The sequence below is a fragment of the Anaerobacillus sp. ABR4_321 genome, from assembly GCF_056158505.1.
The window spans coordinates 167,171-191,136 of sequence record NZ_JBSWTK010000012.1 but is presented as its reverse complement, the minus strand read 5'-3'; the positions used below and the strand labels follow the sequence as shown (position 1 = coordinate 191,136).

The window sequence follows — 23,966 nt, the reverse complement described above, 5'->3', positions numbered from 1 at the left end:
AAACAGATGGGCGGTAACATACGGATACTCTGATATAAATCATTTCTGAGGCTTCTTTTTTAACTTTTCAATCAGATCCTCAGCATTTTTCTTTTCAAGAGTCTTCTCATCTAATTGTCGTGTCAACTCTTTAACAGTAACTTCAAGGTTCTTTATTTTCATTTCTAGAAACGCAACTTCTTCTTGATGATCACTTGTTATCATTTCAATCATGGTCTCATGCTCTCTTACATTTGAATAAAACAAATCAGTAACTCTTCGGAGATAAGAGTAAAGTACATCACCTTTGCTTATTTCCTTCATAACTTCGCGCTCTTTTTCTTTCTCCTTATGATCTTCATAGAGTAATGTAATGATTTCTCCTTTTTCCTTAATTCTTTTATCAATGATATATTGTTCAGTTAACCCTTCAATTGCATCTTTTACATTGGAATCAACTTTTTGTGCAAATTGTTGTTTCCCCATCTGAATTCCTCCCATTAAAGTTATTTTCTGTTTAGTTAACTGGTTAACGAGTTAACTGTTATCCATTATTACCAAATGGATAATTCTTATACATAACTTCATGAAAGAAATTCAATACATTTGTATATATCTTAATCAATACAATAATAAGTATTTATGTATTGATTTAATTGATAGTTTTTTTCAAATCGTAATCGCTATGAAACGTTTTTGAGGTTATAGCGCAATCATGGTCATTCAAAAGCGCTCCTCTCTATTTGAACGAAATTGAATATATTCTGCTTTATCTCAGGGTCGTCTGGTCATTGGGTCGCTGGGGGAGTAGTTTTGGAGAGGGGGGAAGAGGCGATCATTCTCAATCACTAGCTATGAGAAACGCACATGCAATCCACAAGGTCAAACTCACAGGGTCAAATCCACAAGACACCCTATGGATTTGAGCGTGTATTTGCTTCCATAGGGTTGCGCCTTTCTCTAATAACATTTTAAGCATACAGATAACCGCGACTTATCTATTTGCCAGGGCTTGTTATTACCCTCAATATTTAGGGGAATTCAACACAAAATACAAATTAGCATTTTACCTTCAATTATAGTGTTTTTCACTTTGATTCTTTTCATTTATAGTTCATATATTGTATGATAACTGTACATAAGGAATTGCATGCTAATCCTTGATTCACGTTCATATTCGTTCGAGCAGCAATCCATCTCGTTCAATTTCGAATTACTACAGTTAACCAATCATTAATAATACGCAAAGGGACGTCCCCTTAACTTTCATACCTGTTCAATTGAACAGATGTGGAGTTAGTGGTGGCGTCCTTTTTATATTTAGGAGGCATAGACGTGAAACATATCAACGAGTTCAAGAAAAAGAAGTTCATAAAAGGGATGAACAGAAAAGGGGTAGAGTTAACAGACATAGAATTAGAGATGCTTTCTTTCCTGTTCGACCAAAAGATGTTAAGAGGAGATGACTTGTATGCATACCTCTCTAGTCATATGGCGATCACAAAGAAATCGTTTGGAAATAAAATGGCCAGGTGGAGAAATTACGAGGTCGTTCGTGGGCAGAAGGTCAGAATGGGACAAGACGGTTTTGCCTTTTACATTTATCAGCTTGGGAAGTGGGGGGCTGAAATCTTGGTTCAAGAAGGATTGATTCCTGAAAGTTCGCTTCCTATTAAAATCAATAACGCATATGAAAGAAAACAGCTTGCCCATCTGTTTGGTACAAAGCAGTTGGTTTTAGACGCAATTCTAAATACTAAAGGTAATACCTTGAAATCATTTAATCCTCACGAGAAGGATTACCAAGAATTGATATGCAAGGTAGATCCAAAGTTTATCGTTCCAGACTGGGTATTACAGTGTGAAAACCGTTACGTCTACATTGAAGTGGATAGCGGGAGCGAGAGGCTTCAGGTAATCGAAAATAAAGTGAAGAAGTACATTGAATTGAGTATGAAGTATCCTGAGCGAAAGCATATTGTTCTGTTTTCGGTGATAGAGGAGAAGGACGCGTTTTTCACCCCTTCTGAAGAACAAAAGCAGAGAACGATAAGAATAGATAACATGAAACAAAAGCTATCTCAGCTTCCTAACCTGATACGAAAGAACCAAAGTATATACGTTTTACATTCTTCAAGAGCCAGTGAAGTGATCCCTCGACTACTTACTGGTGATAAGCCGTTAACTGAATCGTATTTAGATATGGAGCTCGATACAGCTTGGAGTATTCTTCATCAACATAATGACTATTTCGCATATGACTTGCAGCCACTTGAAAACAATCAAGTATATTTGCACAATATGGACACCTCTTTGCATGCTGATCGCGCGTATGAAGTGAGTCATCCTCTTGGGAAATTCAGTGAAGTAATACTTTTCGTTATATTGGATGAGGGGAATGCGCAGGTCTACGATCGAATCAAATATCTCTCGACAGCAATTGAAGATAACCGCTTCAAACAAAAGGTACATAAGGTGATTGGTATCTACCCAGACAAAGAGCAACGCACCAATGATGTTATTGGCATGTTTACAGATAATGTCTTGTATACAGATAACCAGCTTTTAATGGAAGAATCGGACCAGGTTCCTGTTTTCTATAAACATAAGACGAAACTTTCTGTTGAGGAGACGACTTATGAAGGATAATACTCAAGCTGACGTGAAAACGAGTTTACTGAGGGCTAAGTCAGAAGCCATCCTGGAGAATATACTTGATAAGCTGCCGGATGATATGAGGGAGACGTTAAAAAGAAAAGCACCATCCTTTATCACTACCTCATTTGTTATTTTGACTATGTTGTTAATGGTAAGGACGATCCTCAACTATTCATTTTTAATGATTGGGCAATTCCGAGAAACGATTCCAATCATCACTTTCATCGGAAATCCAACTAAACCGTCGCTAATTGGTTTGGCCATTATCACGATTGTCTCGATCACCACATGGCTAATTTCAACCAAAATGGAGTATTACCAGACGAAAGTTTGGCGATACACCATATTCCTATCTATGTTTATTGGTATTACTACCTATTACACATGGTATGTCACCGCTCCAGTCTATAATTACGTAGCGCCTTACTTGTTGGAGCAAGAGAATAAGTTAGAGGTCGTCAATGTCTGGCACGCTATCCTTACAGGTAATGTATCAAATCTGATCATCTTCTTAGTTTTCGTCCCAACAATTATCGTTATGCTGCTAATGCTGTGGGCGACTGGTCAGTACTCAATGCATAGTGAAGATTTACGAACTAGATTTGAGGAATTTGAATTTAAATCTAAGAAGCTCCAGCAATTTTATAAACAAGGAAAAGAAGAAAAGTATCCGGATGTGATTTTAGGACCGGATAGCACTACCAGGGAATCCATCGTCCAATTAGGGAAGGACAGAACTCTTAACAACTGCATCATCGGAAGTATCGGTACAGGTAAGACGGCCGCTCTTGTACTTCCTATCTTGAATCAGGACCTCCATTGGATGACTAAGTTTATAAACGCATATCCTTCTTTGTACGAGCGGGAAGATTACCATACAGAGGATGTAAAAGGGAGTTATCTGAACGGGATATCGGTTATCGAGCCATCGAATGATTTATGTCAGAAGCTATATAAGTTAGTTAACGCTCACCATATTCCCGAAGAATCTGTTTTCTATATCGATCCAACTAACCCGGATACGCCAAGTATTAATCCCATGCAAGGGCCTGTAGAACAAGTAGCCGAAGCTTTTGCGATGGTGATCGCAGGTCTTGCAGAAGGAGGGGACGGAGGTAACTTCTTCTTCCAACAATCAGAAAGGAACCATCTTAAGCATTACATTTACCTCTTGAAGCTACATGAACCTGAAAAAGAAGTAACGTTTGATATGCTGCTCGATATGTATAATAACCCTCAACTGGTAAGACGAATGCATGTAGCATTAAAGTCTACCTTCCCTTCTGACATTGATTCAATAGAGGGGAGAGATGAAAGGAACCATTGGAAGATCGTTCAACAAATTGATGAATGGTTCGATGCTAACCTTTTGCCAATAACAGAACGGAGTGGAGCGCCGACAAAAGTCACACACGGAATGTATCGAGGGGAAGATGCTTATTACGATGCGAAGTCAGAGTATGTGCAGGGGCTTCGTAACATCCTTAACGATATAGGATCTAACTTACTTATTCGAAGGGTACTGTTTGGTAAATCTGATTTCAACTTTGATAAGCACCTTGAGTTTGGTGGAGTATTACTCGTTAATACGGCTAAAGGTGAACTTGCAGGGTTATCCAATGTTCTCGGTAAATTAGTATTACTCAGTCTACAGAATGCTGTTTTCCGTCGTGAGCCTGCAACCTCTAACTTTCATCACATCCTGGTCGATGAATTTCCGGATTACATCTATCAACCGTTTAAAGAGTTTCCCGCTCAGAGTCGTAAATACAAAACGATTGTTACAGTGGTCGCACAAACCATAGCCCAGCTTGCGGACAAGTATGGAGAGTCTTATATGCACACGCTTTTAGGTACACTTCGTCACAAAATGGTATACGGTGATATTCCTGATTACGATGCGGAGATTTTCTCCAAGATCTTTGGGGAAGAAGAGCGGTTTGAAGAGGCCATGAGTGAGCAGGCTGTATCTGCATTGCAGGAGCAACCAGTCACCAGAGCGGGTAGTTCCTATACTAAAACGAAAGAAGCGGTAATGTCTCCATCTGACATTATGTATCAGCGAGAGTTTCAATGTGCCATAAAAATCGTTGAAAACAATCGTCCGATACCTGTCCGTCAAATCGATGCGAACTTTGTTCCACGGGATGAGTTCATTCAATCTCTATATGAAGTAGATGAGGAATCAGGTGAGATGTGGATGTATGAGCGAAATAAATATCTCAATGGCCTTACTGAATTGGTTGAAGAGGGAATTGAAGAAGATGAAATTGCGGAAGAGGTACAGAATAGTGCTGATGGAGACAAAGAAAAAGAAGAAGCGGAAGAAATGGAAGATAACGAAGAATTATTAGACATAATTGTTCCCGCAAATGATAAACCTATTGAGTTAAAGTACAAAGCGAAGCGTAATCATACCGAGAAGACTAACAAAGACTTGATACTTGAAGAAAAGACTGTTGTTGAAAGTACTCCATCTCCACCTCTTACAGAAAGTTCGGCTTTAGCAAATGAAAAAGGATTTTCTGAATGTGAAGGTATTGCCGATAGTGCTTCAGAAAGAATTGAGGCACAAAAAGGGGAAGAGACCTTTAGTGATTTGGGTAGCGATGATTATGATCCTTTAGGAGAAATATTTGGTGTTACTGAAGCTAAAGAAGACCCAAAGACAGCTGAAGAGCCAGAAGTAAGTCAGATTTCTAAACAACAAGAGGATTTAATTATGGAATTGCAAAAAAGCATTGCTGGAGATAACGACAAATTAGATTCCGATGGTATAGAGGCACTTATTGGTGATTATTCAACCAATGAGAGTAAAGGCTAGTAAAACTGAATTGCCCCTTACATTAAATTAGAAGGGGCATTTTTGGGCTTCATTCGTGTTCGAGACCATTAGATTAATTAGAAATTTATATCATATATGTCTACAAAATATTCGGATGCCAATGGTTACGAAAACTAAAGCTAGCCTTCAACAAAAAGAGATAGTTTTTGGAAAAAAAAGTATATATCTTTTTGAAGTTAGTGTATATTTAACTTGAGGCAGCCTAAAGGGATTAACCGTGGGGTGGGTTCTGGAGGGATAAAGAATTATAGTATTTCATTATACATTACCACAGTAGGATTTCCGATTATTAAAAGAGGAAGGTAGCGCTAGTTAAACGCTACCTTCCTCTTTTGTTTTTTAAACATTAACACACCTGTCGCCGCCCAGCTTAGGTGGATTACTATTATTGTATATAAGACAGCGGATAATAACCACTGTCTTATTCTACCATCATTAATCCCCTTGCCGTTATTTAATTTCATATATATAAAGGTTTTTTATCAAGTGCGTAGTAATCATACATAAGGTGTGAGGGAAAGGGGATTTCTATGAGCATATTCGATGCTTTAAAGAACGTCTTCAAGAATAAAGGTGAGGTGCACAGCTCAAATAGTCAAAACCGTATCACGAGTGACACAAATAACCCAATTAATCGGGAAAACAGGAATACAAATGACAGTGATAGTCGTATGAAACATAACAGTAGTAAAGTAAGTACTGCCAACCCTATTAGCAAACCAAAAACTATTGCCTCTTCTAAAGTTTCGTTCGAATATAATATTGATCCGATATATACCAAAGTATTGCCTATAGGATTACTTCCTGGAGAGATTTTGTTAATAGACTGGATATCAGGTAAACACGAAGATGTCGTATTCCCCAGGTACTTTGAAACAGAGTATGGTATAGATGCCAAACGCTCATTGAAGAAACTTATAAAAGAACATTATGTAAGTGAATCTTCCTCATATGAATCGCTAAACTCTTTTAGAGTCTCTGATTTAAAAGAGATATTAAAAACAAAGCAATTGAAAGTGGGAGGAAACAAAAGTGAGCTTCTTACAAGGATTCAGGAGAACTTTCAAGAGGACGAGGTTATCGCCTTCATACAACACCCTTCTTTAATGCCAACTGAGAAAGGGCAAGAAGCTCTAGAAGACTATTATTATATCGTGCCAGCGCATCGTAACAATTCGAAGGATGGGATATACAATGTTGCGAATGCGATTAGGAAAGTGTATGAATTAGATTACAGACCTAATAATGGAGATATATCTTGGATCTTATTTCAAGAAGCGTATATGAAGTATGGGAAGAAGTTTAAATATGGCTTGATGAGGAATGTAATTTTTAGTATGGCAAAGCAACTAAGCAACGAGGGAAAGTATGTAGACTCTTTACATCATTATTTTAGAGTTTTCATTTTTGATTCAAGCGGATTGAGTAATAGTAGACAAGTTGACCATCCGAAAATAATGATGTTTAATATGCCAGCAGCGTCTAGTATAAAGAAAGTAATCAATCATTTAGAACTTGATGAAGAAGAATTGTTTGAGCATTTTTCAATTTCATGGGATAAGACCAGAGGTGAATTATTGTTCCATTATTTTACCGGGGAAGAGTGTTTTACATGTCTTAAATATGCTTTGGAAGATGACGAAGATAGAGTAAAAGAAATTCTGTTTGAGGCTTATAAACGTTTGGAAGAAAATTATGACACTGACACGTTCAGAAATGAATTTAAAGTAGATTTCCCTGTCGATTATCAAAAACTATACAAAGATGAATAACCTAACAAAAAGCCAGCTCTAAACGAGGTGGCTTTTAATAGTATTAATCAAATTCTACAAATGACGGTGTCCTCAAATTCCCCGCTCAAGTACGATTATGATACTTCGCCATACACTTTACCTCAGGTCTGAAAATGAAATAAATATTGAATACACTGAGCACTTTTATAAAACAATATAGAACAACTACAGAACTACCTCTTTTGAGCTGAATTAAATTCTAAGGAGATTCTATGTTATGTATATTAAAATTGCAATCGCGATAGCACAAGCTTATAAAGAAAGAGAGGAGGCAAAAAAAGAAGAGGACAAAGCCCGAAAAATTTTAAAGCGTGTGTCCGATGAAATACAAGCACATACAGCAGAAATTATTGAAACAATGGAAACCTTAAGGATTGAAAGATTGCAAGGTCACTTCAATGGAATGTTAAGGTTATTTACCGAATATGAGCCCATTCCACAAAATGAACAACCTTTAAACAATCTTATTACAGATTCCGGTTTTTTTATTCTAGGGGAACTTGAGGTTATACTTAATAGAGATGATGTTGGATTGGAGACTTATTTGCAAGCTTTAGATATTTACTCAATTACTAGCAACTTAAGAGCACTTGCGATGAAGGAAAGAAAATATACCTTTGGGGTTTCAACAGACGACCATATTATAACTATGTTTAAAGATAACCTGAAATTCTTGAAAGTAGCAGTTCAAAAGTTGACTAATATAGTCAGTCAACGAAAGTCGAAATTAGACGGGTGTGTTAACTTTTGCCAAACTGGTTCATTATGTATTTCCATCCCCTCCGATGAAGAACGAGAAATAAGTGAAAACACAAAGTGTTCCTCTGAAAAAAGCCTTTATATTGCCGCTCAAAATCAGCTTAATCCATATATAGAATTAAGAAAACAATTAGTAACAGAGATTAAAAAGTTAGAATCTCCTGAACAAGTTTAGAAATTAATTTTCCTTTCGTTAATAAAATGTTTAACCTAAAAAAGCCAGCTCCTTAAAAAGAGCTGGCTTTTAAAGTATTAATCAAATTCTACAAATGAAGGTATCCTCAAATTCCCCGCCCTAGTACGATTACGATACTTGGCTATACACATTACCTCAGGTCTGAAATAGATCATTTCCTTCGTTTCTTCCTTCTTTAGCTCAGAAGTCTTTGAATAGATTGCTTTCTTAGCTGCAGGTGGGACAAACTCCATCATACCTACGCTTCTCATTCCTTTATCAGTTTGCTCCCCAAGAAGTAAACCGAACTCACCCTTACGCTGTCCCAGGATGTAGAAAGCTTCTTTCTGATAGTTAACTGCTTTCTTCCAATCGTGAGAGCGTTTCTTAACATAAGCAGAGTTTCTACGTTTCATGACTACGCCTTCCAATCCTAGTTCCTTACATAGATTGAATAGCTCTACCGCTCTTCCTACATGATGACGTACTTTGACAATTCTAGGTGTGTCTTCTGGTAGCACTTCTTCTAACAAGCTCTTTCTTTCTAATAGTGGTAAATGCATAACGGATTTACCCTTATGGTAGAGAATATCGAAAACGCAAAATGTTACGGGTTCTTTCTTAGAATATATGATGATCTTATCTTTATTCGATACGTGAAAGCGGGACATAAGAGCTTCAAAGTCAGGATGCCCGTCTTCGTTTGTTTGAATAAGCTCACCATCCAAGATCGTACCTTCTGGTATATCGTTAGATAACACCTCCGGGAATTTTCTCGTAACCTCGTTATTGTGTCTTGTATATAGTTTTATTTCATTATTGAACCTAGAATAGAGTAAACGTATGCCATCCATCTTCAGTTCAGAGATATATGACTCATCGTTAAATGGTTCTGATGGTTGCAGTAGCATTGGTTGTATAAACATGATTATCACCTATTTAGAGGGTAGCATGCAATTCTTTCAATAGGTATTAGTAACTTTATGGAAATAAATAATACTTCCGAAGTAAATTTCGTTTTATAATTATTGATATAAAGTATGTGTGATTAGGGTTCCACCGAGGTTACTATCTATCTTTCATATGAAAACTATATGTATATACAGAGGTGAACGGATGGAAAAAATGTGTAAAGATTGCAAAAAAACTCTCCAGGTATCTAACTTCACCAAAAGTAAAATGGTTAAGGACGGTTACGAAAATAAGTGTAAAGCTTGCAGAAGAAATGCTAGAAAAACTCACCAAAAAATTTGTACAACCTGTAATACATCATTCAATACAGCTAGAAGAGAGGCAAGGTTTTGCTCAGATAATTGTCAAGGGATAGCTCGAAGAAATAGAGTTGTAGTTAACTGCAGTTTTTGTAATAAATCTGTAGAAATTATTAAGTCTAAAACAAAACTTCAATCTTCTCATTACTGTGATTCAAGTTGTAGATATGAGCACCTAAAACAAACCATGAAAGGGGAGAATAACTCTAATTATAGACGAATTAAAAAGGGTTGTGATGGGTGTGGGATTGAAATTGATATTCAACCTTACAGGCTTGAAAATCACAAATATCACTTTTGTTCAAATGATTGTTATAAGAATAATATTGGTCGATATTTTAGCGGAAAGAATAACTCACTTTACAAAGAGGAGATAGAGATCCTATGTGATGGTTGTGGAAAGTCTATCAAACGCAAAGCGGGGCAAATGAATGATACTCAAAACTTTTGTTCTCATGTATGCTATTTAAATAACTTCAATAGCATGAAAGTTAAAAACCTAGAAAAGAGAGTATGTAGTGAATGTGATGAAGATATATGGAACTTCCCTTCTCAATATGAAGGAAAAAAGAAAGTCTTTTGTTCAAAGCATTGTAAAAATATCCATTATGGTAGAATTTATAAAGGTGAAAACCATCCTTCTTATAATCATTTACTGACTCCAGAAGAAAGAGAACAAGCCCGAAAGTATGAAGATTATTATGTTTGGAGAAAGCTTACCTTTGACAGAGATAAGTTCTCCTGTCAAAAGTGTGGAGATAACAGAGGAGGAAATTTAGTTGCACATCACATACTAAATTACTCTGAGTATCCAGAGTTAAGAACAGAACTAAATAACTCAATTACATTTTGCAAGGAATGTCACACAAATTTTCATAACCAATTTGGATATAGAAAAAACTCAAGGGCACAAGTGTCAATATTTTTGAAGGAACAAAATATGAACTAATTAGGAGCAAATTAAAGGTGACTATTATTATAGGTTATAAATTTGGTAATGGGGTTGTGTTCGCTTCAGATACGAGAACAAGCAATCTAAATACCGACGGTTCTCATACAGGGATATATACTGAAAAGCTAAAAGTGTTGCAGTTGAGGAAAAATATGCTTATAGGGGCAGCGGGGTTAGGTATAACATATCAAACTGCCGAGCTATTAAAAACCATTTTGCATACAGAAAACAATTTGAATCGCGAAGAAGTATTGGAATTTTGCATGGAAAATATACGATTTACATTTAATAATTTCATAAAAGTTAATCCACATATTCAGTATACTGACGGAGAGTTAATAATTGGTGGGTATGATAATAATCTTAATCAATCCTTTCTTTATAAACTATCCAGTGCATACGAAAATTTCACACCAATTGAACTGGAGGGGAATATAGTTACCTCAACTCCCTCAATCACAATAGAATTACAAGTTAAAGAATTTATTGCGGCCAGAACTCGAGGATTAACTAATGCTTTTGATTTACCTATAATTCTTTCTGAATCTATTAGAAGTATTGATCATGCATCTGTTGGGAAAAAAACTTTTACTTACATGTTTTTTTATAATGAAGATAAAGGTGTTTACCAAGAGGCAAAGAGCATATTTGATGAAGAAGGAAATTTAGTTGAATAGGTGTTACTTTTGAAAGCACAGTAATTTAGATTATTAATAATAATCCTTGCCAATGGTATTGCCTAATCATTCTCTCTCATGTAAAATCATGGTTAGGTAAGTGATGGGAAATCTATAAAATCAACCAAACTATATATCTAATGGGACGTACCCAAAACAACATAGTGCCGAATGGCCCTATGACACGTTTTGAGTACGTCCCTTTTTTATTTTCCATTGCTTTTTAATTCAGTACATACTAATCGGGAGGTATACCATGGAAGAGCTAAAGCAATCGTGGGAAAGTACGGAAGAATTAGAAGACCTGGCGAGAATACGCAGGCATGGTGAAATAACGAGAGGTTATGTTCAGTCAGTAGGATTTTTGAAAATGCCCATCGAGGAAAATGGCCGAAAGGTTACAAAAGATGTTGAAGTCGCTATTTTTGAGTTGATGAGTGGTGTTAGGGCATACTGTCCAGTCCATGAGTTCTCGGAAAGAGAATTCCGCTCGTTATCAGGCTTTGTAACGACTCAGCAAGAATTCATTATCGACGAGCTGGACTTACAAAATCGCATTGCGATCGTAAGTGTAAAAAAAGCAGACCAGATTAAGAAGGACCGCTTTTGGAACCAACTCAAGTACGAAGAGCAAAAAGGAATTCTATCTGATGAAACGTATGAAGGCGTCGTGTCGGGATTCAACCCTGAAACAGAGCGTATCTTTGTTCGAGTGAATGGAGTCGATTGCTTTATGATGAAATTCGATTGGGATCATGGCCGAATTAGAGACATCTCTAGTCAGATTGATCGTGGAAGTAAGATTAAAGTGAAAGTTGAGCGGATTGACGTTGAAAGAGAGCTCATTCAAGTAAGTCGTAAAGCAACCTTCGCAGATCCTTTCGATGACTTAGAGAAGCAAAAGAGCATGGATGCAATAGGGGGCAAAATAACCGCTGTTCACCCGATTTATGGGATTTTCGTCAAATTGGCATCAGGCCTTGAAGTGAAAGGGAGTAAGCCACGTAGTGTGGAAGAACCAATCGTAGGGGATATCGTCAGCTGCAGGATTCAATCTATCGATAAAGAGAATCGTCGTTGTAAGGTGGTTATAACAGGGTATCCGCAAGGAAAGAAGAAGCGGAAAGATATAGGAGCATTCCTTTTTGAAACCAATGACCGTTGAAACTTTGCACGATGAAACACTTGAATATCCGTACCTATATACCAAAAAAGGGGAGGTTCCCTTCTGGGACCACCCCCATATGTACGGATACAAGTTTCTCCCGAAAGATTATAGACCTGTTGCGACGATTGAAGCCGTATTATCCCTCTATGCTAGAAAGCGGATAGATGAAACTGACATCATGATCCTAAAGGTGCTCGGTGATGCGATATGCTGTAGTGAAGACCAACTGAGGCGCTACTTATCTACGAAACTAACAAGCTCTCAAACCTCTAAGCGTCTCGATAAGCTTCGAAAAATGGCGTTTGTCGAGCGGTGGAAGGTAAGGGTTCGAACCGATGAAGACCAAAGACCTCCCGCTCCGTTTGTGCTAGGTATAGCGGGTTATAAATTGGTAAAGCATTACTACAACCAGGACTTCTTTATGGACCCCAACCGATGGGATTCTTTAGGGGTAGGAGCTGTTCAACGGTATGTGGCGATGAATGAGTTTCGTTGTCGTCTGATAGAAGCAAAAGCAGCAGCAAGCTGGAAGTGGAATGCGCTTATCGCGAACAATAAGTTGATCAAGAAACCGATGGGTGTGGCAGAAGTGGTTACTCCGAAGGGACGATTGAACTTCCTGGTGGATCGACCACAGCAAAGCCAAAATTATATCGGATACCTAAAGGATAAGCTTCACAACTGGAGGAAAGTCTTTGAAAAACACGAGACTCTACCAGTCAGTGACTTTGCAGACCACGTTCCAACCGTTATCATCTTCGCTTCAACCCTATCGATGGCTGAACAGATTCACAAAGAAATCATGCTTGATACGTTCCCTTACATCGTCTGGTTTTGTATAGAAGAAGACGTTCTCGAAGAAGGGTTGGATAAAGCGTTCTACCGCCCGGTAAAAGAACAGTTGAGTCGATTCAAGCTAGATTTCTTAAAACGAATAAATGAAGAAAGAATTACAGAGTAAAAAAGGGGGAACTATGAATCAAGCTGTAGAACCTACTGTGATGTTTAAGCCGCTTCAGGACTTATGGGAGCATGATATCTATACCTTTCAACATTCACTACGAGTTGCAGATATTCTCAGAAGGTTTGGCGAGTTCCTGAACTTACCACCTATCGATCAAGAAGATCTATACAAACTAGGCGCATTGCATGACATAGGCAAAACGAAGATACCTAGAAATACACTGATTAAAACAAAGCAACTTACGAAAGACGAATGGGAAATGTTAAAAGAGCATCCCCTCGTCGGATACAATATGATGATTGGAGAAGGGTACTCAAGCAAAGTATTGAGTGGCCTTCTCTATCACCACGAAAATATGGATGGGTCCGGTTATCCGTTTGGGTGTGAAGGAACTCGGATTCCATTATTCGCAAAGATGTTACGAATCGTCGATACTTATGATGCTATGACTAATGAACGTAGCTATCAGAAAGCGTCTACCATTTCAGAAGCAATGGACGAACTTTTCAGTTTGAAAGGTCATTATTATGATCCTGACTTAGTAAAAGATTTTAAACGCATGCTAGTCCATAAGTTGGGAAATGATTCATTGACTATCAAACAGGCAAATGGTACGATTTTGACTAGGAACATCCTTTCTTAAAGTTTTTTAAACTTTGGAAAGAAGTCCTTTCTTACCTGGCCGTACACCCATTCGGCTAGGTATCTACATACTATTCTATTAAACTATGAAACGGGAATCCCCCGAAAATATCATGAGTGTCCTATTTTACTTAAGTAGGAAGTCACTCGTGACGTTTTCAGGGGATTTTTTTTATGGGGTGAAACGATGAAACAAGTGCTCTTAGCAATCGGAAACAAACATTATAGTGCCATTATCCAAAAACATCTGGAATCTGTTCCAGGGCGATTTAAAGTAGCAAGCCAGGAAGTCATGCATCACCGTTATCTTGATGAGCTACTTGAAGTTGAGGAACCAGACATTCTGATTGTTCACGATACCAACTTACCAAGTGACCAATCCACTAAAGAGGAAAGAGAAGATGAATGGATTTCCTTTTTCCAAAGAGTCCGAGCACATTACGATGACAGACTCCGGATAGTGTTCCTTTGTGAAAGGGAGAAGGGTGATCCTTTCCTCAGCTATCTTGTCAGTACCAACGTATTGGATATCTTCAATAGCCGCTCCATCGATATGGAAGCTTTTATCGAGCAACTCAGTGATGCTCCCCGGTTCAAACGTGTTGCAAAGTTCGTAACAAAAGATGTACCGACGGCTCCAGCTGACGAAGAGAACGAAGATGAGCAGACGGAAGAGTTAAAAGAAGAAGAGGGAACTCCTGACAGAAAGAAAAAGCCTACAGAGAAAAAGAAGAAGCCTGAAAAACCACCGCGTCCGATCGTGAAGAAGGAAGTAACAAAAAAGGTCGTGAGCGTTAATAAGCAAGTGGTTAAGCGGGATTTCAACATTCAAGTGAGTAATCAGGTTGAACGGATTGTTGGGGTACCCATTGAGAAGAAACTTGTAATGATAGGTAGCCATTTCTCCAGAGCAGGGAGCACGTTCATTTCACACCTATTAGCAAGACAATTGGCAAAGTTAGGGGTTAGCGTTTCTTACATAGAGAACCCTTATGCTACTTGTTATAGCTTTGACCGTTTTATCGGTCATGAAAGGACAAGAAACTACCGAAGTAAGTTTTTTCAGCTTACGAAGGACCTTAGCTTTATAGAAGACCTTTCATTCGATTGGGAAGTAGACGGCATTAATATGATAAGTCGCCATCCCTCAGAAGAACGAAATTATGATTTTGATGATATTCCGTTCGACGTATTCATTAAAGTAATCCTATCCGCTCCAAGTAACGTCACAATCATTGATGTAGGAACGGATTGGAACAAACCGATCTATCGAGATCTATTCGATATTGCGACCAATGCATACTTCATCGTTGAACCAGATATCAGCACGATTCAACACCTCGAAGACCCAGAGAATACCGCTACTTCTTATTTTCATGACTATATGGGGAATGAGAAAAGCCAGTTAATCGGGAACCGCTTTGACCCTGAACTACTGAATAATGAAATCATTCAAGAGCTTTATTCAAAAAAACTGATTACAACTATTCCATCCTTTCCAACAAAAGACGTGTTCGATGTTCAATATAAAGGGTCATTCTTAAATGATAAACGTCAATATATGAGACCTATCACAGCACAGCTTCACCCACTTCTAACACAGCTTCTACCGAAGGAGTTCATCAAATTGAAACAGCGTAAAAACGGGTTAGTAAAAGGAATATTTAATAAAAAAATATCAATTCAGCAAGCTTCCGAGGGAGGAAAATCATGAAACAGGGACTAAAAATCACATTTGGTATCTTACTCGCCTTAATCGTGATGGCTTTTACACCTATCTATGACATTTACATAAAAGACCGCATTGATAGTGTGGACGTTGTTGTTGTGAAGGCAGGCAAAGAAATACAACCGACTGAACCCATTACGGCTGAGAAGCTCCAGGTCGAAAGTCGACGAAAACAAGACCTTGTTGAAGGCACGATCTTAGCAAGTGAAATGAAGCAAGTTATCGGAAATGATGCAGGTCAACTGCTGGTCGGTAATGCGATTCTTTCTAAGGATATGGTCGACTATGACAATCTCGTACCTGATGAGAAGAACGGAGAAGCCATTCGCCCCATCGTAAGCGACATGATTTTTGCGATGCCAGGGTCCGTTCGACGTAAGGACACAATCGATATTTATCTCGTTAGCAACTCCCTTATCGGTCAATACGGAAATGATGAAAATGGAACTGCTACTTCTTCTTCATCTGATGAGAAAAAGAAGAATGTAGCGAAGGCTACGAAACTAACAAAGCCGTTTTTGAAAGATGTCAAAGTGGTCTATGCAAAAGACTCTTCCAATAAGGAAGTTGTCACAGACACCGAGAAGAAAGACAACAATGAGAGGTTAAATGCTACTGGAAATATCTCAGACCTAGAAGTGATCTTAAACCAAGAAGATTTTGAAAAGCTCATGAGTGCCGTAATTGAAGAAAAGAACAAACTATACATCACCTATAACTAGGGAGAAAGGAGACTAACCATGATTGTTGGGATCGTTAGTTTTGAGAGTAAGTTTAAAGAGCTGTTGCAAGCCCATGAAGAAGTCGAGCTAGCACCACTTTTCGATACTGTGAAAGAGGATAACAACACAAGCGTTAAATTGGATGCTCTCTTGCTTGATGGAAAAGCTGTTTCATATGATACATTGTCTTTTATTCGAGAAGTATATCCCGAGATACCAATCTTTTATAAATTGCACGAAATTCCAAGTCATATTCGAACCACGAACATTGAACGAATCTGTAGTGCTCATCACATCAAACCAATTCATGAAAATTACACGATAGAACAAGTCGTCGATGAAGTCTTCTCCCACCTTTGTGGAACGGAGAACTCTTCAAGTAAGCGCATTGTTAGTTTCTTTGGTACACATAGTGGCTCTGGCGTAAGCACTACAACATTTAATGTAGGAAAAGCCATTGCAGAGCGTATTCACGAGAGGGTACTGGTTCTTAGTTTAAATGCATGGGATCCAGCTGACTATTTTACAGAATACCAAGGGGCTTATCTTAACGACCTAAAAGTTGATTTGAAAACGCAGAATTTAACGCAAGCAAAACTTGGTGAATCCCTTCAACAGTATAAGAACTTATATCACCTTGCAGGAAACCGAGATATTAAGCTGCAACGTTATTACACGAATAATGAAATTGCTCATTTAATTGAAGTGGCTAAAGACATGTTCGACTTGATCTTAATCGATGGTGGTACTCACTTTGACACAGCTTGTGCCACACAAGCGTATGTATCGAGTAACCTACGTTTTCTTGTAACAAATCAAGATGATAAAGGGTATAGAGGGTATTTTCCTCACGTGTTCCAGCAATTAATAGAGCCTGCAGGAGGGAAGCGCTCCGACTTTATGTTGATCCTCAACAGGTACCAGACGAACATGTCACTCATCAACGAGAAGGACCTGGAGTCTGAGTTAGAAATGAACCGTATCGCAACGATTCCAGATATGGATATCTTAGGTTCGATGGCAATCCGCCAGAAGAAATACTTGTACGATTTGGCAGATGCTAAGTATAAGAAGGGGATTGATACCATCTCTAACCTAATCATTTCTGAAGGAGAGTTAACCGAAAAACCACTGGAAGAAGATGAACGCAAAGGAAAAGGGTTATTCGGACTCTTCGGTAAGAAAGCAGGTGTTTCTTAATGACGAAAGTTGTAGCGAAAGAAGACGAGAAGTACTGGCAGGAGCTAGATAATTTACTTGTTGATGAGAAACCTTATGACCCTAATGTATGGGTGAGTAATCAGATTGAAAAGCACGGTCTTTCTACAAAAGGCACAATTACGACTTACGCTCTTAAAAAGAAATTCAAAGATATCTGCACGATAACCAGAGAAGAGCTTGAAAAGATCTATGATAGTGAGCCGAGTGCTACGAAGTCTAAAGAGCAAGCTGAACAAAAGAAGAGAGAAGTCGAATGGGTAGACCTGCAGCATAAGGCTGTTATTGGAGATGAACAGTCTGTTGGCTACTTTATTAATAAGATTAAGCAGATTCTTTCAAATAAGAACATCACTTCAACGGAATACCCTGATTTCTACGCGAATTTAGAAGAAGCGATTTTCCATGAAGTATGGGGAGTGAGCATTCTTCAAAAGTGGGAGAAGTTCCCGCGAAGTGAAGCAGCTGTTATCCGAGGAACAGAGCTTTGGATCGATATAGATGGACAATTCGTTAGGCAACCAGAGCGCTTTGAAAATGAAACAGCTGTAGAGCGCGTGAAGAAGGCGTTCACGATGCGTACCAAAGATGTCGTAATCAATGAACAAACGCCTGAAGCAGAAATGGAAAGAGAAGATGGCAGTCGAATCACGATGCTTCAAAATCCAAGAGCAAAAGAAAACTACATTATGTTCCGTCGCTTCATCGTAAAGGATATTAGTCTCGTAGAACAAGCGAAACTCTCCACAATTAAAGAAGAGGATATCCCTATTTTTAAATCATTATCACGGACAATGTGTAACACCATATTCGCGGGCCGTGTTAGATCCGCTAAGTCTACATTTATGAAAAGCATGCTTCGTGAGAGAGACAGCAATTTCGTCGTAGCCGTTATGGAGAAGCACTTTGAGCTTGGATTAAGTGAACAGCTTCCTGACAGACTTTGCTTTGAAATACAGGCGAAGGAAGGGGATTTGCACCAGGCCGTTCCGAGACTTCTCAGAATGGAGCATGACTACATCGTCGTTGGTGAAATTCGAAGTCTTGAGACAGAGGGTTATCTGATGGCGTGTGAACGTGGTGAGCGTGGAGCGACCTCGACTTATCACTTAACGGATGTTGAGAATGTCGTTCCTCAGATTACCCGTCACTTACTGGATGAATTTCCGAACCGGAACTTCGAAAATGAGTTAGAGCGTGTGGCAAGAAACATCGACATCATCATCACCATGAGCGCGGAACGGGATCGCCGTCGTAAGAGAGTTGTCGGGGTCACAGAAATCATCTGGGATGCGGATACCCGAAAGCAAACAACAAATGAAATCATCCGTTATAGCAAAGTCACAGGAGAATACTATTACTCTTCTGCTATTTCACCAAAATTGCTCCATTTAATGGCCGAAGAAAACCTAGAAGAAACCAGGAACCTTGTTCGTCTCCTAAAATCGCGGGAGAAAACATCACCTATGAGCGAGTACAACAAGATTGCTGATCAGCTCTTACTCGATATTGTAGGAGACCTGTAATATGGATGAACTTCTACATTGGATATGGACCAATGGGGTGTTCTACACCCTGTATCTCTTGTTGATATTAATCGGTCTTTGGACGACCAAGACTATTATCGAAACTCCATTAAAAGAACGATACAGCCAGTGGCAATATCTGAACAGATTACGAAAAATCCGCTCAACTGAAAAGACAGCAAGCTCAGTTGAGTATGATAACAAGTTTCTAAAGCATTTATATCTCTTAATTAAAACGACTAGCAAGCAGAATACAGAGTTAAACGTTGTCTCCTTCCTGGTCACGACAATTTTGTTATTCATCTTCACGTTTATTATCGTCGTCATGAAATACCAGGATGGGTTTCTAGCATTAACACTTGGTGCTTTGATAAGCGCGATCCCTTATATGATGTTACATATCAAACTGCGTAAACTCCGCTATCTAATGGGAAATGAATTTCTCCCAATTGTTCACGCGTTAACGCAAAACTACAATGCAAACCACTACGATATGTATTACGCACTTAGAGAAACACAAAAGGGGATTGAAGACCCTAACCTTCGAAAAGTGTTGTTGAAGTTGGTATCTGATCTACAGGTTTCTCGTAATGAATCTGAGTTAAGAATGAGTGTTCAAGTCTTCGTATATACAGCGGGAACCAGCTGGGCTAAACGACTCGGTAACATTATCATCAAAGCCTATTTATTTGATGAAAACGTATTGAAGACGCTGCTGATCTTAACGAAGCAGATTGAAGATACAGAAGAAATGTTGGAGCAAGAAAAGTCTAATACTCTCGATACGGTATACAACGGCTACTTTACTCTCATCATTCTCTTTGCCTCACTCGTTCTTGGATTTTATGTATCGGGTGCTCAGGATTGGGTCGCCCTTCAATTTGAAAACAAGTGGAGCTTGCTCACTTTAACCTTGTCGAGCACAGGAGTAGTCTTCTCATTGATTATCTCTTCTATTATTAAACGACCTAAAAACGACTTGTAAGGAGGTGGGATATTGACAGAGTCATTGCTATTTAAATTCATGCCATATGTTTTATATGGGCTCACCTTTATCCTAGCCCTAACGTCAGGAAGACTAGTATATAGTGGTCTTTCCTCACAAACAGAGCGAATTCAAACACGGCTGCGAATCAAACAATCTGTTCGAGACAATCGAGAAAGAGTCATCGAATCCGTAAATCAATCCTCCTTAGAGGATCGACTACGCATCGCAGGGTATCCGCTCGGCATTAATGCTTTCAAATATTATATCTTTTTCACCATCGTCATCCTGTTCTTGCTTGGGAATTACATTTTCGTGCCCCTGATTATAACCGGCACGTACAAGCTCTTTGGAGCGCTGATCGTAACAGGGGTATTCATTGCTCTTCAACCCTGGCATCCATTACTCGTTGGGTATCTCTTGAAGCGAGTAACAGATTTTAAGCAAACGAAAAGGAATGCTGAGGTCTTTATGCTTTATGACTTATTGATGAACGAGCTAGACATGATGGAGCATACGAGAATCAATGCCTACAACGTGTTGCGTAATATTCAACCCTACTTCGAAACAATCAGTACACCGTTCAATAAGCTCCTCACTGGATGGAGTAGTGATGAAGGGCCTAGTAAGGCGCTCGATACTTTTTCAAAAGAACTAGGTACAAAAGAAGCGCGAACGCTTGTTAGTGTCTTAAAGACATTGGATGAAGTAGAACGCTCGACAGCACTCCAATCACTTCGAGGGATGAATGATATGTTTGCCAGAAACCAGATCGAGAACTACAGAAGACGTCGGAAAGTGACGACCGATTTTGCGTCACTTCCTATTAAAATCACACATTTCTTAATCATCCTCAACTTCCTTATCGTTATCGTCGTGATGGTAGATGTGATTATGAGCAAAACAAGCACGTATTAAGCTTCTTATTCAAGGGGGTGGAAAGATGAACACAACATTGTCTACGTTTATGAAAATGGCGGTTACCGTTGTTGTGATCGGCTTGTTGGTGTACGGTGCATTTTATGAAAAAATGGGCGGCGTTTCGGACGGTATAAATACGTATATCGAAAGCAATTAAGTCAATTACTCGGAGGGGGGTCATAAGTGAATAAATCACTTTCTACCTTTATGATGATCGCAGCCATTGCGGTTATATTATCTATTCTTGTCAGCAGTACGTATAACAGCTTATTCAATAAAAATGATGACCACCAAGAAATCATTGAAGACAATTACAATCTAAAAATCAAAACTTAAAACGGGGGAATTAATCATGAATCAAACGCTAAGTACATTTTTAAAATTCGGAGTTACAGCACTAGCAATTGGCATTATGCTTTTCGGAGTCGCTTTTACAATGGTCGATAAGGAAGCAGGGGAGTATGAAGACCAAATCGATTCAGTAACTGCTGACCTACCATCTTCATCAAGTACAACACCTTAAATCGAAATGGTAAGAAACCCTATTTTGTAACAAAGCCATGAAACTACCAAACTATTAGGAGGAATTAATCATGAATCAAACACTAAGTACGTTTTTAAAATTTGGAGTAACGGCACTAGCGATTGGAATTATGTTATTTGGAGTTGCCTTTACAATGGTAGATAAGGAAGCAGGCGAGTATGAAGCTCAAATCGATTCTGTAACCGGAGATCTTCCAGCTTCATCAAGCACGACACCATAAAACGCCATATCTGGGAGGGCTTAGCCCTCCTTTATTAAAAAAGAGGGGGGATTTACCTTGTCTTCTACACTCGGTAAGTGGATGACGCTCATCATCATGGCCAATATTATGTTCGCGCCCATTCTTGCATATATTGATAGTTTACATAGAGAAGCAGTAGAAGTAGTGTTGCAAGAAGGTGCAAAGAAAGCTGCGATCGAAGGACGCTTCACGAATAGCTTAATCACGGATATGAAACAAGAGCTCGTAGATAATTATAATTTCGATAAAGATGAAATCGTGATCAATGCAACAACTTCTCAGAAAAACAGAGATGAGTACATCGAAGCGAGTATCGAGGTTCCGAGAGGTATTATTTTCGTTTTCAATATCTTTAATCCAGGTCCGAATACCATTAAGAAGAACACTAGAGTTATGAGTGAATATATAGGATAGGAGTATTCGATAATGGCACAATCTCTTAAAGTCATGTTCCTCATTCTTGTGTTTGCAGGTATTATGGTAATGCAATTCAATTTAGATTCGGATCGTACTTCTACAAGGCAGCTAAAGAATGCCATGGAACTAGCCGTACATGATGCAGCCCTAGCAATAGATGAATCGGAGTTATCGCAAGGTAAAGTGATTTTTGATGAATGGGAAGCCGTAGAAAACCTTCAAGCTAGTTTAGAATCAAATCTTGAACTGGAATCAGGAGCTGGGTATGTTTACTTTCCTAAAGAAGGTTCCTATTACCAGGAACCATTCTATGTTGAACACTTAGAATTCATTGATGATGACGATGGCGCATTTCCACAAGTCTACTCGAATCCTAAATATGACATTCTTGATACCTTAAATGGTCCTAGCATCATCGCAGTTGTTTCTACAAAGAGCCCCCGATACTTTGCGGGTGAGGGCATAACAATAAGAAAAGCGGTTGTATATGAGTACTTTAATTAATTTATAGATACATTCATACAGCCTTTTTTATTGTTAATATATAAGGTTTGATTTAATTCTCTAGGTTCATTGTCAGTCATATGTATTTTTAAATTATTAACATGGATCTTATAATCGAGGTCACCATTGTTAAAGTTATTTAAATTGACACCCGCGATGTTTTGTTGGAAAATTCTAATTAGTAGTGATATGAACATAGGAGGATAAATCATGAATATTTGGAGTGCATCTAATGGAGAAGATACATATAAATTACCTTTTACTAGTAAAAAGGAAATCGAAGAAGTCGAAAAGCAATTAAATAAAAAATTACCTAATAGTTACAAAAAAATTATTTTAAAGCAGAATGGAGGTTTCCTGGACTATAATGCAGTTATAACTGAAGGTAACGATATTTTAGAGATTGATCATATTTATGGTGCAGGAAGTCCTGGATTATTTGATTCTGATGATTTTATTAATGAATGGCAATTACCAAAAAATATCCTTGTATTTAGCGGGGAAGGAAATTATTGGTTTGCTTTAGATTACAATACAGATATTCCTTCAGTAATATACATTGATCCTGAGGCTGATAATGTTATTAAAGTAGCAAAAGACTTTAAAGGATTCCTCAAAAAGCTTACTAATCACGACTTTTCTGAGGATATACAACAAGAATGGACTATAAAAGAGGCAAATGAGATACTATCAGGAGATAATAGTGAATTAATAGAAGAAGTTTTATTCAGTATACAATACAATCAAGATTTTCAATGGTTATTCCAAAAAATGTTAGACCTCTCGAAAAGTTCAAGTTTATTAGTTAGAGAAGCTTTAGTAAGTATGATTAGAGATAATTCTGATATGTATTTATACGAATCGACTACCTCATCAAAAAAATTACTATTACAGACAATTGAAAACTTATCAAATGATAGAAATGTTGACATTGTAGAGGAAATCAGAGAAATAAAAGATAATCATAATTTGTAAGTTTATACCCTATATAAAAAGAGAGTGGAAATGTAACCGGTTCTGTTTTCGAGTACAAAACTTTAAACCTCATATAAAATGGAGCACCAAATCACATTGGATTTGGTGCTCTTCTTTTTTGGTGGTTTCTAAGAGGTTACACAGCTAAAACTTGTATAGGATATAGCACACTAAATGGACCGCTTACAGAACTTTTTGTTCTTCACAAAATGATGTGTTAAATGAGAGACCATTTAAGCTAACAAATATAGAAGGAAAGTTGAATAAGCACGGTGAAGTATAGGAAGTGTTTCATCAGTTA

24 protein-coding genes are annotated in these 23,966 nt (G+C 38.2%); 22 read left to right on the top strand and 2 right to left on the bottom strand.

Translation table 11 applies throughout. The features are described 5' to 3' along the window. Positions 1-39: 39 nt before the first annotated feature. A complete protein-coding gene (locus ACXADT_RS22765; protein WP_474835056.1) occupies positions 40-465 on the bottom strand; it encodes a hypothetical protein in 426 nt (141 codons plus the stop codon). A gap of 849 nt (positions 466-1,314) precedes the next feature. On the opposite strand from ACXADT_RS22765, the gene ACXADT_RS22760 reads away from it, so the two are divergent. From ACXADT_RS22760 to ACXADT_RS22745, 4 genes are all read left to right on the top strand, one after another. Then, complete coding sequence (locus ACXADT_RS22760; protein WP_474835058.1) at positions 1,315-2,628, top strand: replication-relaxation family protein; 1,314 nt, start codon at positions 1,315-1,317, stop codon at positions 2,626-2,628. After that, the gene (locus tag ACXADT_RS22755; protein WP_474835060.1) at positions 2,618-5,461 is read left to right on the top strand and encodes a type IV secretory system conjugative DNA transfer family protein; all 2,844 of its coding nucleotides are present in this window, start codon (positions 2,618-2,620) and stop codon (positions 5,459-5,461) included. Before ACXADT_RS22760 ends, ACXADT_RS22755 begins: the two co-directional genes overlap by 11 nt. Positions 5,462-6,012: 551 nt before the next feature. After that, complete coding sequence (locus tag ACXADT_RS22750; protein ID WP_474835062.1) at positions 6,013-7,254, top strand: SAP domain-containing protein; 1,242 nt, start codon at positions 6,013-6,015, stop codon at positions 7,252-7,254. Between the two features lie 238 nt (positions 7,255-7,492). Then, complete coding sequence (locus ACXADT_RS22745; protein ID WP_474835064.1) at positions 7,493-8,209, top strand: hypothetical protein; 717 nt, start codon at positions 7,493-7,495, stop codon at positions 8,207-8,209. Between the two features lie 77 nt (positions 8,210-8,286). Here ACXADT_RS22745 and ACXADT_RS22740 read toward each other — a convergent pair whose 3' ends face one another. Beyond that, positions 8,287-9,135 carry an ATP-dependent DNA ligase gene (locus tag ACXADT_RS22740; RefSeq protein ID WP_474835065.1) on the bottom strand — a complete coding sequence of 283 codons (849 nt, stop codon included), beginning with the start codon at positions 9,133-9,135 and terminating at the stop codon, positions 8,287-8,289. Between the two features lie 190 nt (positions 9,136-9,325). Here ACXADT_RS22740 and ACXADT_RS22735 point away from each other — a divergent pair, with 190 nt between their 5' ends. From ACXADT_RS22735 to ACXADT_RS22650, 18 genes are all read left to right on the top strand, one after another. After that, the gene (locus tag ACXADT_RS22735) at positions 9,326-10,429 is read left to right on the top strand and encodes an HNH endonuclease (RefSeq protein ID WP_474835067.1); all 1,104 of its coding nucleotides are present in this window, start codon (positions 9,326-9,328) and stop codon (positions 10,427-10,429) included. A gap of 17 nt (positions 10,430-10,446) precedes the next feature. Beyond that, entirely contained in the window at positions 10,447-11,109 is a 663-nt protein-coding gene (locus ACXADT_RS22730; RefSeq protein ID WP_474835069.1) for an Ntn hydrolase family protein, read from the top strand. Between the two features lie 256 nt (positions 11,110-11,365). Further along, positions 11,366-12,274: a S1 RNA-binding domain-containing protein gene (locus ACXADT_RS22725; RefSeq protein WP_474835070.1), complete on the top strand. Its 909-nt coding sequence runs from the start codon at positions 11,366-11,368 to the stop codon at positions 12,272-12,274. Continuing rightward, entirely contained in the window at positions 12,264-13,238 is a 975-nt protein-coding gene (locus tag ACXADT_RS22720; protein ID WP_474835144.1) for a hypothetical protein, read from the top strand. The genes ACXADT_RS22725 and ACXADT_RS22720 overlap by 11 nt, the downstream gene beginning before the upstream one ends. Positions 13,239-13,251: 13 nt before the next feature. Further along, entirely contained in the window at positions 13,252-13,884 is a 633-nt protein-coding gene (locus tag ACXADT_RS22715) for an HD-GYP domain-containing protein (RefSeq protein WP_474835072.1), read from the top strand. 186 nt (positions 13,885-14,070) lie between these two features. After that, positions 14,071-15,597 (top strand): hypothetical protein, encoded by a 1,527-nt coding sequence (locus tag ACXADT_RS22710; RefSeq protein ID WP_474835074.1) that lies wholly within the window; start codon positions 14,071-14,073, stop codon positions 15,595-15,597. Next, positions 15,594-16,334 carry a CpaB family protein gene (locus tag ACXADT_RS22705; RefSeq protein ID WP_474835076.1) on the top strand — a complete coding sequence of 247 codons (741 nt, stop codon included), beginning with the start codon at positions 15,594-15,596 and terminating at the stop codon, positions 16,332-16,334. The genes ACXADT_RS22710 and ACXADT_RS22705 overlap by 4 nt, the downstream gene beginning before the upstream one ends. An 18-nt stretch (positions 16,335-16,352) precedes the next feature. Beyond that, the gene (locus ACXADT_RS22700) at positions 16,353-17,534 is read left to right on the top strand and encodes a CpaE/TadZ family protein (protein ID WP_474835079.1); all 1,182 of its coding nucleotides are present in this window, start codon (positions 16,353-16,355) and stop codon (positions 17,532-17,534) included. After that, positions 17,534-19,078, top strand: a complete 1,545-nt coding sequence (locus tag ACXADT_RS22695; protein WP_474835081.1) for an ATPase, T2SS/T4P/T4SS family — start codon at positions 17,534-17,536, stop codon at positions 19,076-19,078. Before ACXADT_RS22700 ends, ACXADT_RS22695 begins: the two co-directional genes overlap by 1 nt. A 1-nt stretch (position 19,079) precedes the next feature. Next, complete coding sequence (locus ACXADT_RS22690; RefSeq protein WP_474835083.1) at positions 19,080-20,063, top strand: hypothetical protein; 984 nt, start codon at positions 19,080-19,082, stop codon at positions 20,061-20,063. Between the two features lie 12 nt (positions 20,064-20,075). Continuing rightward, positions 20,076-20,981 carry a hypothetical protein gene (locus ACXADT_RS22685; RefSeq protein ID WP_474835085.1) on the top strand — a complete coding sequence of 302 codons (906 nt, stop codon included), beginning with the start codon at positions 20,076-20,078 and terminating at the stop codon, positions 20,979-20,981. A gap of 25 nt (positions 20,982-21,006) precedes the next feature. Beyond that, entirely contained in the window at positions 21,007-21,141 is a 135-nt protein-coding gene (locus tag ACXADT_RS22680) for a hypothetical protein (RefSeq protein ID WP_474835087.1), read from the top strand. A gap of 26 nt (positions 21,142-21,167) precedes the next feature. After that, the gene (locus ACXADT_RS22675; RefSeq protein ID WP_474835089.1) at positions 21,168-21,320 is read left to right on the top strand and encodes a hypothetical protein; all 153 of its coding nucleotides are present in this window, start codon (positions 21,168-21,170) and stop codon (positions 21,318-21,320) included. 16 nt (positions 21,321-21,336) lie between these two features. Beyond that, entirely contained in the window at positions 21,337-21,507 is a 171-nt protein-coding gene (locus ACXADT_RS22670; protein WP_474835091.1) for a hypothetical protein, read from the top strand. Between the two features lie 70 nt (positions 21,508-21,577). Beyond that, positions 21,578-21,748: a hypothetical protein gene (locus tag ACXADT_RS22665; RefSeq protein WP_474835093.1), complete on the top strand. Its 171-nt coding sequence runs from the start codon at positions 21,578-21,580 to the stop codon at positions 21,746-21,748. Positions 21,749-21,805: 57 nt separating this feature from the next. Beyond that, positions 21,806-22,183: a hypothetical protein gene (locus tag ACXADT_RS22660; protein WP_474835095.1), complete on the top strand. Its 378-nt coding sequence runs from the start codon at positions 21,806-21,808 to the stop codon at positions 22,181-22,183. A gap of 12 nt (positions 22,184-22,195) precedes the next feature. After that, complete coding sequence (locus ACXADT_RS22655; RefSeq protein ID WP_474835097.1) at positions 22,196-22,690, top strand: peptidase M23; 495 nt, start codon at positions 22,196-22,198, stop codon at positions 22,688-22,690. Between the two features lie 210 nt (positions 22,691-22,900). Continuing rightward, the gene (locus ACXADT_RS22650) at positions 22,901-23,665 is read left to right on the top strand and encodes an SMI1/KNR4 family protein (RefSeq protein ID WP_474835099.1); all 765 of its coding nucleotides are present in this window, start codon (positions 22,901-22,903) and stop codon (positions 23,663-23,665) included. Positions 23,666-23,966: the final 301 nt, after the last annotated feature.

Coding starts and splice junctions, on each gene's coding strand:
- ACXADT_RS22765 (WP_474835056.1), bottom strand. CDS start 465: ATGGGGAAACAACAATTTGCACAAAAAGTTGATTCCAATGTAAAAGAT.
- ACXADT_RS22755 (WP_474835060.1), top strand. CDS start 2,618: ATGAAGGATAATACTCAAGCTGACGTGAAAACGAGTTTACTGAGGGCT.
- ACXADT_RS22750 (WP_474835062.1), top strand. CDS start 6,013: ATGAGCATATTCGATGCTTTAAAGAACGTCTTCAAGAATAAAGGTGAG.
- ACXADT_RS22745 (WP_474835064.1), top strand. CDS start 7,493: ATGTATATTAAAATTGCAATCGCGATAGCACAAGCTTATAAAGAAAGA.
- ACXADT_RS22740 (WP_474835065.1), bottom strand. CDS start 9,135: ATGTTTATACAACCAATGCTACTGCAACCATCAGAACCATTTAACGAT.
- ACXADT_RS22735 (WP_474835067.1), top strand. CDS start 9,326: ATGGAAAAAATGTGTAAAGATTGCAAAAAAACTCTCCAGGTATCTAAC.
- ACXADT_RS22725 (WP_474835070.1), top strand. CDS start 11,366: ATGGAAGAGCTAAAGCAATCGTGGGAAAGTACGGAAGAATTAGAAGAC.
- ACXADT_RS22720 (WP_474835144.1), top strand. CDS start 12,264: ATGACCGTTGAAACTTTGCACGATGAAACACTTGAATATCCGTACCTA.
- ACXADT_RS22715 (WP_474835072.1), top strand. CDS start 13,252: ATGAATCAAGCTGTAGAACCTACTGTGATGTTTAAGCCGCTTCAGGAC.
- ACXADT_RS22710 (WP_474835074.1), top strand. CDS start 14,071: ATGAAACAAGTGCTCTTAGCAATCGGAAACAAACATTATAGTGCCATT.
- ACXADT_RS22705 (WP_474835076.1), top strand. CDS start 15,594: ATGAAACAGGGACTAAAAATCACATTTGGTATCTTACTCGCCTTAATC.
- ACXADT_RS22700 (WP_474835079.1), top strand. CDS start 16,353: ATGATTGTTGGGATCGTTAGTTTTGAGAGTAAGTTTAAAGAGCTGTTG.
- ACXADT_RS22695 (WP_474835081.1), top strand. CDS start 17,534: ATGACGAAAGTTGTAGCGAAAGAAGACGAGAAGTACTGGCAGGAGCTA.
- ACXADT_RS22690 (WP_474835083.1), top strand. CDS start 19,080: ATGGATGAACTTCTACATTGGATATGGACCAATGGGGTGTTCTACACC.
- ACXADT_RS22680 (WP_474835087.1), top strand. CDS start 21,007: ATGAACACAACATTGTCTACGTTTATGAAAATGGCGGTTACCGTTGTT.
- ACXADT_RS22670 (WP_474835091.1), top strand. CDS start 21,337: ATGAATCAAACGCTAAGTACATTTTTAAAATTCGGAGTTACAGCACTA.
- ACXADT_RS22665 (WP_474835093.1), top strand. CDS start 21,578: ATGAATCAAACACTAAGTACGTTTTTAAAATTTGGAGTAACGGCACTA.
- ACXADT_RS22655 (WP_474835097.1), top strand. CDS start 22,196: ATGGCACAATCTCTTAAAGTCATGTTCCTCATTCTTGTGTTTGCAGGT.
- ACXADT_RS22650 (WP_474835099.1), top strand. CDS start 22,901: ATGAATATTTGGAGTGCATCTAATGGAGAAGATACATATAAATTACCT.